The 13,666-nt window shown below is 72.3% G+C and carries 13 protein-coding genes and 1 tRNA gene; 4 read left to right on the forward strand and 10 right to left on the reverse strand.

From position 1 onward, the window contains the following. Positions 1–88 precede the first annotated feature (88 nt). Entirely contained in the window at positions 89–1,045 is a 957-nt protein-coding gene (locus M2283_RS47960; RefSeq protein ID WP_280882931.1) for an alpha/beta fold hydrolase, read from the reverse strand. After that, the gene (locus M2283_RS47965; RefSeq protein WP_280882932.1) at positions 1,042–2,607 is read right to left on the reverse strand and encodes a flavin-containing monooxygenase; all 1,566 of its coding nucleotides are present in this window, start codon (positions 2,605–2,607) and stop codon (positions 1,042–1,044) included. The genes M2283_RS47960 and M2283_RS47965 overlap by 4 nt, the downstream gene beginning before the upstream one ends. Positions 2,608–2,770: 163 nt before the next feature. On the opposite strand from M2283_RS47965, the gene M2283_RS47970 reads away from it, so the two are divergent. Next, positions 2,771–3,391 carry a MerR family transcriptional regulator gene (locus M2283_RS47970; protein WP_280882933.1) on the forward strand — a complete coding sequence of 207 codons (621 nt, stop codon included), beginning with the start codon at positions 2,771–2,773 and terminating at the stop codon, positions 3,389–3,391. 10 nt (positions 3,392–3,401) lie between these two features. On the opposite strand, the gene M2283_RS47975 is transcribed toward M2283_RS47970, so the two are convergent. Then, positions 3,402–4,205, reverse strand: a complete 804-nt coding sequence (locus tag M2283_RS47975; RefSeq protein ID WP_280882934.1) for an exodeoxyribonuclease III — start codon at positions 4,203–4,205, stop codon at positions 3,402–3,404. 70 nt (positions 4,206–4,275) lie between these two features. Here M2283_RS47975 and M2283_RS47980 point away from each other — a divergent pair, with 70 nt between their 5' ends. Beyond that, positions 4,276–4,758 carry a GNAT family N-acetyltransferase gene (locus tag M2283_RS47980; protein ID WP_280882935.1) on the forward strand — a complete coding sequence of 161 codons (483 nt, stop codon included), beginning with the start codon at positions 4,276–4,278 and terminating at the stop codon, positions 4,756–4,758. A 12-nt stretch (positions 4,759–4,770) separates the two neighbouring features. Here M2283_RS47980 and M2283_RS47985 read toward each other — a convergent pair whose 3' ends face one another. Both M2283_RS47985 and M2283_RS47990 read right to left on the reverse strand, forming a co-directional pair. Continuing rightward, positions 4,771–5,439, reverse strand: coding sequence for a response regulator transcription factor (locus M2283_RS47985; RefSeq protein WP_280882936.1), 669 nt, complete (start codon positions 5,437–5,439; stop codon positions 4,771–4,773). Next, positions 5,412–6,722 (reverse strand): sensor histidine kinase, encoded by a 1,311-nt coding sequence (locus M2283_RS47990; RefSeq protein ID WP_280882937.1) that lies wholly within the window; start codon positions 6,720–6,722, stop codon positions 5,412–5,414. The genes M2283_RS47985 and M2283_RS47990 overlap by 28 nt, the downstream gene beginning before the upstream one ends. A 220-nt stretch (positions 6,723–6,942) precedes the next feature. Between M2283_RS47990 and M2283_RS47995 the strand changes: the two genes are divergently transcribed. Next, positions 6,943–7,680, forward strand: a complete 738-nt coding sequence (locus tag M2283_RS47995) for an ABC transporter ATP-binding protein (RefSeq protein WP_280882938.1) — start codon at positions 6,943–6,945, stop codon at positions 7,678–7,680. After that, entirely contained in the window at positions 7,674–10,151 is a 2,478-nt protein-coding gene (locus tag M2283_RS48000; protein ID WP_280882939.1) for an ABC transporter permease, read from the forward strand. Before M2283_RS47995 ends, M2283_RS48000 begins: the two co-directional genes overlap by 7 nt. Before the next feature lie 91 nt (positions 10,152–10,242). On the opposite strand, the gene M2283_RS48005 is transcribed toward M2283_RS48000, so the two are convergent. The 5 genes from M2283_RS48005 to moaC form a co-directional block, all read right to left on the reverse strand. Further along, a tRNA-Ala gene (locus M2283_RS48005) sits at positions 10,243–10,316 on the reverse strand. Positions 10,317–10,442: 126 nt separating this feature from the next. Beyond that, the gene (gene sepX, locus M2283_RS48010) at positions 10,443–11,771 is read right to left on the reverse strand and encodes a divisome protein SepX/GlpR (RefSeq protein WP_280882940.1); all 1,329 of its coding nucleotides are present in this window, start codon (positions 11,769–11,771) and stop codon (positions 10,443–10,445) included. Positions 11,772–11,956: 185 nt separating this feature from the next. Next, positions 11,957–12,613, reverse strand: coding sequence for a GNAT family N-acetyltransferase (locus M2283_RS48015; RefSeq protein ID WP_280882941.1), 657 nt, complete (start codon positions 12,611–12,613; stop codon positions 11,957–11,959). Between the two features lie 20 nt (positions 12,614–12,633). Next, positions 12,634–13,176 carry a MogA/MoaB family molybdenum cofactor biosynthesis protein gene (locus M2283_RS48020; RefSeq protein ID WP_280882942.1) on the reverse strand — a complete coding sequence of 181 codons (543 nt, stop codon included), beginning with the start codon at positions 13,174–13,176 and terminating at the stop codon, positions 12,634–12,636. Continuing rightward, positions 13,173–13,652 (reverse strand): cyclic pyranopterin monophosphate synthase MoaC, encoded by a 480-nt coding sequence (gene moaC / locus M2283_RS48025; protein WP_124003858.1) that lies wholly within the window; start codon positions 13,650–13,652, stop codon positions 13,173–13,175. Before moaC ends, M2283_RS48020 begins: the two co-directional genes overlap by 4 nt. Positions 13,653–13,666: the final 14 nt, after the last annotated feature.

Below are 13,666 nucleotides of genomic sequence, written 5' to 3' on the forward strand. Positions count from 1 at the left end.
GCTACGACCCCTCCATCCACCAAGCCAACAACAAGGTCAGCACAGCCGCTGAAGAGCCCTTGGCGGCATAGAGGTTGACTCAGGAAACTCATGCGCTCTCCTTGGTGGTCGTGTCGGCCGTCACGGCCTGGTCGCCCGTCACGGCCGTCACGTACGTCGTCACGAGCTCCCGGATCCGCCCGCTGACCAACTCCGGTGCCTCGATGGGCGTCATGTGCCCGAGCCCCGCCAACTCCGTACTGCCCACGCAGTTCGGCAGCGCGGCGACCAGCGCCCGCGTGTGCACCGGTGGCGTCAGCCGGTCCGCCGTCCCGCACAGCACGGCCGTCGGTACGCCGATCTCCCGTACGCCGTGGTCGAGTTCGAGCAGATCCAGGACCCGCGACCACGCGTACCGCACCCTGGGCGGACACGCGTGCACGATCCGCGCGACCGCCTCCACCATGTGCGGCGCCGAACCCGGGCCCATCGTCCCGTACTTGACGATCCGGCGGGCCAGCGGCGTGACCGGCCCGAGCGGTCCCCGCACGCCGAGGATCTTCTTGGTCAGCCAGGTCCGCGACCGCCCCGCCCGGATCGGCAGGACGGTCGACTCGGCGACCAGCCGCGAGGAACCGGTGCTGCACAGCAGGACGGCGACGGCGTGCTCCCGGAAGGCGGCGCGCGTGGCCGCCGCCATCACCGTCATGCCGCCCATCGAGTGCCCGGCGATCACGGCCTGCTCGCCGGGCGCGAGGGCCGACTTCAGTACGGCTTCGAGGTCGTCCGCGAGGGCGTCCGTACTGCAGGCCGGGCTCGCCGGGCTGCGTCCGTGGCCGCGTTGGTCGTAGGCGATGACGCGGTGATCGGCGGCCAGGTCCCGGATCTGCGCTGCCCAGAAGGCGGTTGAGCAGCTCCAGCCGTGGGCGAGGACGACGGCCGGGGCACCCTCGGGGCCGTGGATCTCGACGTGCAGCCGGGAGCCGTCGGCGGAGACCGCGGTCAACTCCCGGGCGGGGGTGGGCGGGGCGTAGGGACCGGCGGCGACGTGCATGAGACGGCTCACGCGGAGACCTCCTTCTTGGGACCCATCTTGGCGGAGGTGGCCTTCTCGGCGGGGGCATTCTGCTCGGCGGAGCCGTCCGCGGAAGGGCTGACCGACGGCCGTACGACGTCGTACTCCGCCAGATCCACCCGCCGCGTGGCCCGCCGGAACTCGGTCGTCGTACCGGGCCAGATGGTGGTGTTGCGACCGTTCGCGTCGAGATACCAGCTGGTGCAGCCGCCGGTGTTCCACACGGTCCGCTTCATCCGCTCCTGCACGCGCCGGTTCCAGGCGTGCACCGCGCCGGGCCGGGCGTCGAGAGCCGCGCGGCCTCCGAGGACGTCCAACTGCCGCAGGAAGTCCGCCATGTAGTTCAGCTGGGACTCGATCATCAGGATCATGGACGAGTTCCCGAGCCCGGTGTTGGGCCCGATGACGGTCATCCAGTTCGGGAAGCCGGCCGCGGACGCGCCCCGCAGTGCCTCCATCCCGCCCGACCAGGCCTCGGCGAGGGTCTTGCCCTCGGCGCCCACCACCCGGTCGGCGATCGGCATGTCCGTGACGTGGAAGCCCGTACCGAAGACGATGGCGTCGACCTCGGCCTCGGTGCCGTCGGCGGCGACGACGGTGGAGCCGCGCACCTCGCTCAATCCACTGGTGACGACATCCACGTTGGGCCGGGCGAGCGCCGGATAGTAGGTGTTGCTCAGCAGGATCCGCTTGCAGCCGATGCGGTAGTCGGGGGTGAGTCTGGCGCGCAGGGCCGGGTCCTTGATCGCGCGGGCCATGTTCCGTTTCGCCAACTGCTCGACGAACCCGAGCTCGTCGGGGTGCTTGGTGAACGCCTGGACCTGCAACTCCCTTATCCCCCACAGCAGTCCGCGACGGGCCCGCGTGGTGAAGGGCAGCGCGCGGTGCAGCGCGCGTTCGGCGCCGCTGATGGCGCGGTCTGCGCGGGGCATGACCCAGGGCGGGGTGCGCTGGAAGAGGGTGAGGCGTTCGACCTGCGGCTGGATGCTCGGCACGATCTGGATGGCGGAGGCACCGGTGCCCACCATGGCGACGCGCTTGCCGCGCAGGTCGTAGTCGTGGTTCCAGCGCGCGGAGTGGAAGACCTCGCCGGGGAAGGAGTCGAGCCCGGGGATGTCGGGGGTCCTGGGATCGGACAACGGCCCGGTGGCGGACACGACGACGTCGGCGGACAACCGCCCCCCACTGGTCTCGATCTCCCAGCGCAGCTTCTCTCCGTCCCAGGTCATCTTCTTGACCTCGGAGTTGAAGCGGAGGTGGGGTCGCAGGTGGAAGACGTCGGTGACGTGCTCCAGATAGGCGCGGATGTGCTCCTGCCCGGAGAAGGTGCGCGGCCAGTCGGGATGCGGGGCGAAGGCGAAGGAGTACAGGTGGGAGGGCACGTCACAGGCGCACCCCGGATAGCTGTTGTCCCGCCAGGTGCCGCCGACGCTGTCGGCCCGCTCCAGCACGACGAAGTCGGTGATGCCCTCGCGCCGCAGCCGCACGGCGGCCCCGAGCCCTCCGAACCCGGACCCGACGACCACCACCCGCACATGTTCCTGTTCGGCCATGCCGATGCCCTTCCCTGTGCGACTCTGCCAGTGAACACTGGCGCAATCGGAGCGTAGAGCAGCTCCGTACTCATGGGTAGGGGTCGGCGGAAGGAAAGTTACCGCCAGTACGACATAGGCTCGCGACGTGACAGGGGACCACGGACGACGACACGAATACCGCATGGACGAGCTGGCCGCGAAGGCCGGCATCACGGTGCGCACCCTGCGCTTCTACCGCGAGCGCAAACTGATCCCGCCACCCCGCCGCGAGGGCCGCATCGCCTGGTACGACGACCACCACCTGTCCCGCCTGCGCACCATCTCGGCGCTGCTGGAACGCGGCCACACCCTCAACGGCATCGCGGAACTCGCCGACGCCCTCGACCACGGACGCGACGTCGCCGACCTCCTCGGCGTCGGCGCCCCCACCGAGGAGGAGCCGGTCCGCCTCACCCCCGAGGAACTCGCCGCCCGCTTCGAGGGCGAGGTCACCCCTGAGAACCTCGCCGCCGCCATGGACCTCGGCTACCTCGGCACCGACGGCGACGAGATCGTCCACATCAGCCGCCGCCTCCTGGACGTCTCCTCCGCCCTGGTCCGCGAGGGCATCCCCCTCGCCGACGTCCTCGCCGCCGGCAAACAGGTCCGCGAACACGTCGACACCCTCGCCGAAATGTTCGCCACCCTGGTCCTACGCCACGGCCCGGAGGAAAACCTCCAGCGACTACGGCCACTGGCACGGAGCGTGGTGGAGGCGGAACTGTCACTGGCGCTGGACCGACGGTTGCGGAAGCGGGACTAGAGCCGGGGATCTAGTGGTCGTACACGACCGTCACCGGCGCGTGGTCCGACCACCGCTCGGCGTGTGTGGCCGCGCGCTCGACGAACCCCTTGACCGCCTTGGCCGCGAGTCCCGGCGTAGCCACGGCGAGGTCGATGCGCCAACCTGTGTCGTTGTCAAAGGCCCGCCCCCGATAAGACCACCACGAATACGGCCCCTCCCCATCCGGATGTAGGGCGCGCACGACATCGACGTACCCCCCGTCCGTCGGGTCGAAGACCTGGGTCAGCCACGCGCGTTCCTCCGGCAGGAAGCCGGAGCTCTTCTGGTTGGCGCGCCAGTTCTTGAGGTCGGCGGGCTGGTGGGCGATGTTCCAGTCGCCGCAGACGACGACTTCGCGGCCGTCGGCGGCGGCGCGTTCGCGGAGTTCCTTGAGGTAGGCGAGGAACTCGCCCATGAAGCGGACCTTCTCGTCCTGGCGCTCGGTGCCGACCTCGCCGGAGGGGAGGTAGAGGGAGGCGACCGTGACACCGGGCAGGTCGGCCTCGACGTAGCGGCCGCTCGTGTCGAACTCGGCCGACCCGAAGCCGATCCGGACGCGGTCGGGCTCGCGCCGGGTGTAGAGGGAGACGCCGGCGCGGCCCTTGGCGGCGGCGGGCGCGTGCACGACGTGCCAGCCCTCGGGCTGCCGGACATGTTCGGGCAGCTGCGGCGGCTCGGCGCGCACCTCCTGCAGGCAGAGCACGTCGGCGGAGGTCTCGGCGAGCCACTCCACGAAGCCCTTCTTCGCGGCGGCACGCAACCCATTCACGTTGGCAGTGGTCACAGTGAGCACGCGGGAACGATACCGGCACACTGGTCGGAGTCCGATGCCCCACTCTATGCATAGGTGTACGATCTTCGACATGAATATACGCCGGGTCCCCTTCGACCACCCCGACGCCGTGAAGCTGAACGACCAGGTCCAGGCCGAATACCACGTCCGCTACGGCGACGGCGGCGACGCCACCGTCCTGGACCCGACGCACTTCGAGCCGCCGAAGGGCGTGTACCTCATCGTGTACGACGAGGACGACAGCCCCGTCGCCACCGGCGGCTGGCGTGCCAAGGACGCCAACGGCGAGGGCAACCTCGACGGCGACGCCGAGCTCAAGCGCATGTACGTGGTCGAGCGTGCGCGAGGGCTGGGGCTCGCCCGGCGCATCCTGGCCGCGCTGGAGGAGGACGCGCGGGCGGCGGGGCGCAGCCGGATGGTCCTGGAGACCGGCACCAAGCAGCCGGAGGCGATCGCCCTGTACGTGTCGAGCGGGTACGAGCCGTGCGAGAAGTTCGGCTACTACCGGTTCCACGAGGACAGCCGCTGCTTCGCGAAGCCGCTCGCCGTGTGAGATCGCCGGCGCTCAGGCCCTGAGATACGTCAGCACCGCCAGCACCCGCCGGTGCACGTCGTCCGCCGGTGGCAGGTCCAGCTTGGTCAGGATGCTGCCGATGTGCTTGCCGACGGCCGCCTCGGACACCACCAGCGCCCGCGCGATCGCCCCGTTCGACTTCCCTTCCGCGATCAGCGCCAGCACCTCCCGCTCCCTCGGGGTCAGCCGCGCCAGCGGATCACGGCGCCGGCGCAGCAACTGCCGTACCACTTCGGGGTCGACGACCGTGCCGCCGTCCGCCACGTCTCGGAGCGCGTCCACGAACTGCTCCACCTGCCCCACCCGGTCCTTGAGCAGATAGCCGACCCCGGTCCCGTCCCCGGAGTCCAACAGCTCGGCCGCGTACGCCCGTTGCACGTACTGGCTGAGCACCAGCACCGGCAGCCCCGGCCGCTCCGCGCGCAGCCGGACCGCCGCGTGCAGCCCCTCGTCCTGGAAACCGGGCGGCATCCGTACGTCCGTCACGACCACGTCCGGCCCGTCAGGACCCTGCGCGGCCACCGCCGCGAGCAGCGCGTCCGCGTCGCCGACCGCCGCGACCACCTCGTGCCCGAAGCGGGTGAGCAGCCCGGTCAGCCCGTCCCGCAGCAGCACGCTGTCCTCGGCGAGGACTACCCGGAGCGGTCGGTCGGCCGGCAAGGAATCTCCACACGAAGCAGGGTCGGTCCGCCCGGTGGGCTGGACAGGGTGAGTCTGCCATCGAGCACCGACACCCGGTCGGCGAGCCCGGTCAGCCCGGTACCGGACCCGGGCCGAGCGCCCCCGCACCCGTCGTCGCCGATCCGCAGCACCAGCCGCCCGCCGTCGCCGTTGTCACCGCCCTCGTACCCGCCGCCCACCTCGGCCCGGCTCGCCCCGCTGTGCCGGGCGACGTTGGCGAGCGCCTCGCAGACCACGAAGTACGCGGCGGACTCGACCGCCTCGGGCAACCGCCGCCCGTCCAGGCCGAGTCCGAGGTCCAGGTCGAGGTCCACGGGGACCGGGCTGCGGTCGGCGGCATCGGCGACGGCGGCCTCCAGCCCGTAGTCGGTGAGCACCTTGGGGTGGATGCCGTGGATCAACTCACGGAGTTCGGCGAGCACTTGACCGGCCTCGTCGTGCGCTTTGGCGAGCTGGTCGGCAAGCGGGCCGGGCGGGGTGTCGAGGCGGGCCAGTCCCAGGGTCATGGTGAGGGCGACGAGCCGCTGTTGGGCGCCGTCGTGCAGGTCGCGCTCGATCCGCCGGCGCTCCGCCTCGAAGGCGTCCACCAGGCGTACGCGGGAGCGCACGAGTTCGGTGACTCGCGCGCTGTCCTCGGCACGGGCCGGGGGCGCGACCATGGCACGCGCGAGCTCGGCGCGCGCTCCCACGAACACACCCAGCGCGTACGCCCCTGTCGCGAGCAGGACCACCCCGAGCGCGGCGACCCCGAACGCGCCGGGAAGCGTGTCGACGGTCCACGCCTTCAGCACCTTCGCCTCACCCTGGACGCCGACCAGAACAGGCGCTGCCACCATCTGCCCCGGCACACCCACGGCGAGCACGACGGCCAGCGCGTCGAGCGGCCACAGCACCACCCCGACCAGCACGGCGTACGCCAACTCCCGCCAGGTCGCCGCCTCCCGCAGCCGCGTCGACAGCCACGCCCACAGCCCCGCCCGCTCCGGCACCCGATGCTGCCCGGCGGGCTCCGCGCGGACCCCGACCAGCCGCAGCCGCCGCCTTTCCACTTCGGCCACGGGAATCCCGGCCAGCGCGGTCAGCCCGAGCAGCGGCAGCCCGACGAGTACGACGGCGAGTACGCCCCCGAGTACGGCTCCGCAGCCGATCGCCACGAGGACGACCATCCCGAACAGCACCCCGCTGCCCAGGTACGCCAGCGCCCGCCACGGCCACGCCGACCACAGGTATCCGCGCCCCCGGAGCGCCCGCCACACAGTCATCGCTCTCGCCACACAGTCACAGGTCTCGCCACACAGTCATGGAGATCACCGTAGGAGCGGACCTCGCCGGGGACCATCCGCTCCGGGCGAGCTTCGGGGGTATGCCTGGCCCTACCCCAAGTCTCGTCCCTGCCGCACTGATTGACCGGCCCCTGTCGCGGTTCGCTGATCCCACCCGCCGACGACGGACGTACGGACGGGCATACGGGAAGAAGGTCGGATGCGGTCCAACGCGATCGAACTACGAGGCGTGAGCAGGACGTTCGGGTCGGGCGACGGTCAAGTCACCGCTCTGGACGACGTATCGCTCGCCTTCGAGCAGGGCACCTTCACCGCCGTGATGGGCCCGTCCGGCTCGGGCAAGTCCACGCTGCTGCAGTGCGCGGCGGGCCTGGACCGCCCCGCCTCGGGCTCGGTCCGGATCGGCGGGACGGAGCTGACGACGCTGACCGAGCGCCGCCTCACCCTCCTGCGCCGCGCCCGCGTCGGCTTCGTCTTCCAGGCCTTCAACCTCCTCCCGTCCCTGACCGCGGAACAGAACGTGGCCCTCCCGCTGCGCCTGGCCGGCCGCCGCGTACCCAAGTCGGAGGTGCGGGCGGCCCTGGCCCGCGTCGGCCTCACCGCCCGCGCCCGGCACCGCCCGGGCGAACTCTCCGGCGGCCAGCAACAGCGCGTCGCCCTCGCCCGCGCCCTGGTCACCCGCCCCGAGGTCCTGTTCGCCGACGAACCGACCGGCGCCCTCGACTCACGGACCGGCAGGGACGTACTCGCCCTGCTGCGCGCCATGGTCGACACGGAGGGGCGCACGATCGCGATGGTCACCCACGACCCGGTCGCCGCGTCGTGCGCCGACCGCGTGGTGTTCCTGGTGGACGGCCGCGTGCACGGCGAACTGACCGGCGCCCCGGCGGCCGGCATCGCGGCCCGCATGACGACGCTGAAGGCCGTGCCGTGCTGACGGTCGCCGTCCAGACCCTGCGCACACGCTGGGTCACCTTCGCCGGCAGCTTCGTCGCCCTCGCGCTCGGCGTCGCGCTGATCGCCGTCATGGGCCAGGCCCTCGCCGCCTCCCTGGACGCCCCCGAGCGCCGTCCGGAACGGTTCGCGGCGGCCGAGGTGGTGGTGCAGGGCCAGGACACACTGCGCGTGCCCACCTCTAACGGCGTCCGCACCGAGAAGCTCGCCCAACCACGCCCGGTCCCCGCGCGGACGATCGCCGCCCTGCGCCACCTGGGCAAGGTCAGCGAGGACCGCTCCTTCGCCGTACGCACCGAGGGCGGCCCGCACGACCTCGTCGGCCACCCGTGGTCGACGGCGGCGTACGCCCCGTACGAACTCACCGCGGGCCGCGCGCCCCGCGCCGCCGACGAGGTGGTGACGACCGGCGACTGGACGGAGGTCGGCCGACACCTGCGCACCGACTTCGGGCCGGTCCACGTGGTCGGCACCCTCGACGGCCTCCCCTTCGAGAACGCCCTCTTCTACACCGACTCCCGGGCCGCGCGCCTCTCGCCGGTGAGTACGCAGCTCGTTGTGGACGCCGATGCGGCGGCGGTGCGGCGGGGGGTGAACGGTGTGGGCGAGGCGGGGGCCGGTGTGCGGGTTCTCACCGGCGACGCGCGGAAGCTCGCGGACGCGGACCCCGACCGGGACGCCGAGGCCCTCACCGCGCTGAACGCCCTGTTCGGCACGGCCGGCGGGGTCACGGGGTTCGTGTCGGTGTTCGTCGTGGCGTCCACCTTCGCCTTTTCGGTCGCCCAGCGCCGCCGGGAGTTCGGGCTGCTGCGCCTGGCCGGCGCGACCCCGGCCCAGCTGCGCCGGACGGTCTGCGCGGAGGCCCTGTTCGTCGGCGTCGCCGCCTCGGCCACGGGCTGCGCGCTGGGGGCGTACGCCGCCCCGCAGTTGGCGTCCCGGGTGGTCGACGGCGGTCTCGCGCCGGCGTGGTTCGCGATCGGCGACCACACCTGGCCGTACCACCTGGCCTTCTGGACCGGCCTGCTGGTGTCGCTGTGCGGAGTGCTGGCCGCGTCCCGCCGGGCGGGCCGGACCAGCCCGGCCGACGCGCTGCGGGAGGCGTCGGTGGACACCGCGGCCCTGACCGGGGGCCGCCTCCTGTCCGGTACGGCCCTGCTGATCACGGCCGTCGCCACGCAGGCGTTCGCCCTGCTGACCGACCCGGGTGACCTGCTGCACCGCAAGACGTACGTCAGCCGCCCGATGCTGCTGATCACGGCGGTGGCGTTGCTGTCACCGGCGGTGGTGCGCCCGCTGGTCCGGCTGGTCGTCCGGCTGCCCGGCGCCGTCGGCATGCTGGTGCGCGAGAACGCCGCCGCCGGTGTCCGCCGTACCGCCGCCGTCGCGGCCCCCGTCCTGGTCACGGTGGCCCTGACCGGCTCCCTGCTGGGAGCCACCGCGACGTTGGAGGGCGCGCGGGCCACGGAGGCGCGGGGGCGGACGGTCGCCGACTTCGTCCTGACCTCGACCGCCGGGACGGGCTTCTCACCGGCGACCCTGCGCCGCCTGCGCGCTGTCCCCGACGCGATCGTCTCCCCCACGGCGACGACCGCCGTCTACGTCCTGGAGGACGGGGTCGCCCTGATCAAGTCGCAGGCGCGCGCGGCCGATCCGCACGCCCTCGCCACGACCGTGCGCCTGCCGCTGACCGCCGGCCGCGTCACCGACCTCGACGACGACTCGATCGTCGTCAACGAGGAATGGGCTCGGCACACCGTGGGCCGGCACGTGACCGTCTGGCTGGGCGACGGCACCCGGAAGTCCCTGCGCGTCGCGGCCGTGATGCCGGTCGGCACCGGCGACAACGGCGCGTACGTGACCCCGGCCAACGCCCCGCGCGCCCCCGTCGACCGGGTCGACGTAAAAGTGCGGGAGGACGCGACGACCGGCGCCGTGGCGGTGGCATTGCGGAAGGCGGTGAGCGGCACGGGAGCCGAGGTCCTCACGAGGGCGGACTGGCTACGGCGCACGGCCCCCTCCACCTCGGGCGGCCTGAGCGCCGGGACGGACCGCACGACCCGCCTCGGCTTCCTCCTCGTCCTCGGCATCGCCCTCCTCTACACCGGCATCTCCCTCGCCAACACCCTGGTCATGGCCACTTCCGACCGCCTGCGCGACCTGGAGACCCTCCGCCTGACGGGCGCCACGAGGAGCCAGCTCCTACGCCTGATCACGGCGGAGTCACTGACGACGGTGGCACTCGGCGCGTTCCTGGGCCTGCTGGTCGCCGCCCTGAACCTGCTCGGCATGTGGACCGCCCTGGCCCGCCAGTCGGTATGGACCCCACTCAGGCTCCCCTGGCCGGCCCTCGCCCTGACCACGACGGCCTGCGCGGCCCTGGCGGTCACCGCGGCCCTGATCCCGACGGCCTTCGCGCTGCGCCGCCGGGCGGCGGGGACCTCCACCACCACCTGACAACACGTCAGCACAACAAAGATCCCGCCCGATCTTCCGATCGGACGGGATCTTTTCAACTGCCCCAGGTTTCCCTGACCAGTTGTTGCGGTGGACCTGTGGGGATTTGAACCCCAGACCCCCTCGATGCGAACGAGGTGCGCTACCAGACTGCGCCACAGGCCCGTGCAACGAGTGAAACTCTAGCACCCCGGTCCGCGTGCCTGGAAATCCGTTCCCGGGCCCGGGGAGACGGCAGCGGCACAGGTGGGGCGGGGAGAAGCAGGGAGAGGCGGGGCGCCCCGGGCCTGCCTATTCGTTGGCGGCCCGGGGCCGCTCCCCGTCCTCGTACTGGTCGAACAGCGGCGTGCGCCCGCGCTCCCGCGCACGCCTCGCGGACGCGGCCCGGCGGGCGTCGCTGCGGCCGTCGCCGTCCGCCTCCGCGTCCGAGTTGTCGTCGGCGGGATCCACCTGAGCGTCCTCGCACGGTTCCGCGCCGGAACGGGCCTCCGCCTCCTGGTCCCGCGCGACCGAACTCGATCGCGCCGAGCTCCACGCGTCCGGCGCCCCCAGGTCGACGTCCGCGGTGGCCCGCGGAGCGACCGGCGCGGTCACGTACGTCGGGAGCGGCACCGGTACCGGGTCCCAGCTGTCGCCGTGTCCGGGCCGCCGCTGGCGCTCGCGCTGCTGGTCGACCCACTCGGCGTGGTCGGTCTGCTCGACGAGGGCGCGACGGTCAGCGGCGAGGGCGGACAACCCGGGGTCGAGCTCCTGCTCTGGCGCACCCTCCGGCTCGTCGGCCGGGGCCTCGGCGGCGGCACGCCGGCGCGGCTGGCGCTGACGCTCCCGCAGCCGCTGCGCGGCGGCCTCGGCCAGGCGCCGGTCCATCTGGTAGGTGAATCGGCGCTGCTCCTGCGAGCGCAGGTACACGATGTAGCCGCTCAGCAGTATGGCGGGCACACCCGGCGCCCACAGGAACGCCAGTCCCCCGACCGCCGCGACGATCGTGCCGAGCGTGAAGGCGAGGAAGAGCATCACGGTGGTACGCCGACGGCGCGCGAGCACCTTCGTACGCCGGGCGCGCGCGGCGGCCGCCTCGGCCGCGGGCGAACGCCGGGCAGCCGGGACGCGTTTGCGCGCCGGCGCGGAGCCGGATTCGGGCGCCGGTGCGGAGTGGGACGCGCGCGCCGGTGCGGGCCTGGACGTGCGGGCGGGCTTGGAACTGGGTGCCTGTGCCGATCCGGTGCCGGCCGCGGGCGCTGCCGCCCCCGGCGCATCCGCCGATTCCCGCTTCTCGCGCTGTTCGCGCGCCGGTTGCGCGCGCCCTGCCGCCGGCGCCTTCACGTCCGCGCGCACCTGCGGGCGCGCCGGAGGCGTGGCGAAGGCCCGGACGTCCACCGAGTCGGTGACGACGTCCGGAGCGTCGGCGCTGGGCTCCTCCTCTTCGGTGGAGCGCGCGCGCAGGTCCTTGGCGTACCGGCGCTCCATGCCCGCCCGTCCGGACAGCAACCGGATGGCCGTGCTGAAGCGTTCCGTCGGACGGGCCTCGTTCAGCTCGTCCTGCCTACGGAGCCACATCGGCACCAAGTAGGCGGCCCAGGCCCCGACAATGACTGCGTAGATGAGGCCGCTGCTGCTCACGCCTCACACGGTAGAGGGGTTTGCGTGAGGCCATCTGCCAATTGAGCCGGTGTGTCGCACGATCTGGCTGATATTTCGAACTTTTTTTGTGACCGATGCGATCAGCAGCCCACCGAGGGCGCGAAATTAATGCCTTCAGACGGTCGCCGGACGATCAATTTCGAACACTTATTCAATTTCCGGGGCTATCCGGGATTCCCCGGTGTGTTCTGGGGGTTCCGCGGGGTGTTCGGGGAGGTGTCGTGCGACGTCCGCTGAGAGCGTGCCCGCTGCCAGCGGTTCAGCAACCCGTCGGGGACCTCTTCCGCCGTGAGCGCGAAGACGAGATGGTCGCGCCAGGCTCCGTCGATGTGGAGATAACGCGGCCTGAGCCCCTCCTCGCGGAATCCGAGTTTCTCCACGACCCGGCGGCTGGGTCCGTTCTCGGGGCGAATGCAGACCTCGATGCGGTGCAGACCGACGGTGCGGAAACAGTGGTCCACGACAAGTGCCACGGACGTCGGCATCACACCGCGCCCGGCCACCGACTCGTCCACCCAGTAGCCGACGTGGCCCGAGCACATGGAGCCCCAGGTGATTCCGGCGACCGTCAACTGCCCGACCAGGCGCCCCTGGTACTCGATGACGAACGGCAGCATCCGGCCCGAGTTCGCCTCGGACCGCAGGTGCCGGACCATCTGGCGGTAGGTCGGCCGGTGCGCGATCGGCCCGCTGGGCGTGGGCGGCGGAATGGTCGCCTCCCAGGGACGCAGCCAGTCCCGGTTGCGCCGGTTGACCTCGCGCCAGGCTCGCTGGTCGCGCAGTTTTATCGGCCTCAGGACGATGTCGCCGTCTACCAGCACGGCGGGCCAGGATGGGCTGTTCAGCTCGCACCCCCACGGGTGGCGCCGGGTCTTTGGTGGTCTCCGCCCCGGATCTGGTCGACGGCGTGCACCAGCAGGGGTTCCAGGACGGCCAGTCCGTCCTTCACCCCGCCGGTGGAGCCCGGCAGGTTGACGATCAGTGTCCGCCCCGCGACTCCGGCCAGTCCCCGGGAGAGCGCGGCGGTCGGTACCTTCTCCCGTCCGAACGCCCGGACGGCCTCGGCGATGCCCGGTACCTCGTAGTCGATCACTCGGCGGGTCGCCTCCGGCGTGCGGTCGGTGGGTGAGACGCCGGTGCCGCCGGTGGTGACGATCACGTCGAAGCCGGCCTCGGTGCCCGCCCGCAGCGCGGCTTCGACCGGGTCGCCGTCGGGCACGACCCGCGGCCCGTCCACGGCGAAGCCGAACCCCTTGAGGCTCTCGGCGATCAGCGGGCCGCCCTTGTCCTCGTAGACGCCGGCCGCGGCCCGGTTGGACGCCGTGACGACGAGCGCGCTGTAGGTCGCGGGGAGAGCACCGTCTATGGACGCCTCAAGGCTCATGACCGGCTCCAGTCGCCCGACTTGCCGCCCGTCTTCTCCTCCACGCGCACGTCCGTGATGACCGCTCCCTTGTCGACCGCCTTGACCATGTCGATCACGGTGAGCGCGGCGACGGAGACCGCGGTGAGCGCCTCCATCTCGACGCCCGTGCGGTCCGTCGTCTTCACGGTGGCCAGAATCTCCACGGCGTCGTCCGCGACCGACAGGTCCAGTTTCACACCGGACACCGACAACGGGTGGCACAGCGGGATGAGGTCGGGCGTGCGCTTGGCGCCCATGATCCCCGCGATGCGCGCGGTGGCCAGCGCGTCGCCCTTGGGGACGCCCTCACCGCGCAGCAGCTCGATCACGCGCGGCGAGACGAGGACGCGACCGCTGGCACGGGCGGTCCGGGCGGTCACGTCCTTCCCGGATACGTCGACCATGCGGGCGGCGCCCGCGTCGTCGATGTGGGTCAGACGGTCCTGCGTGCTCATGGTGTGTGGCGCTC

The organism is Streptomyces pseudovenezuelae (assembly GCF_029892565.1).
GTDB lineage: Bacteria > Actinomycetota > Actinomycetes > Streptomycetales > Streptomycetaceae > Streptomyces > Streptomyces pseudovenezuelae_A.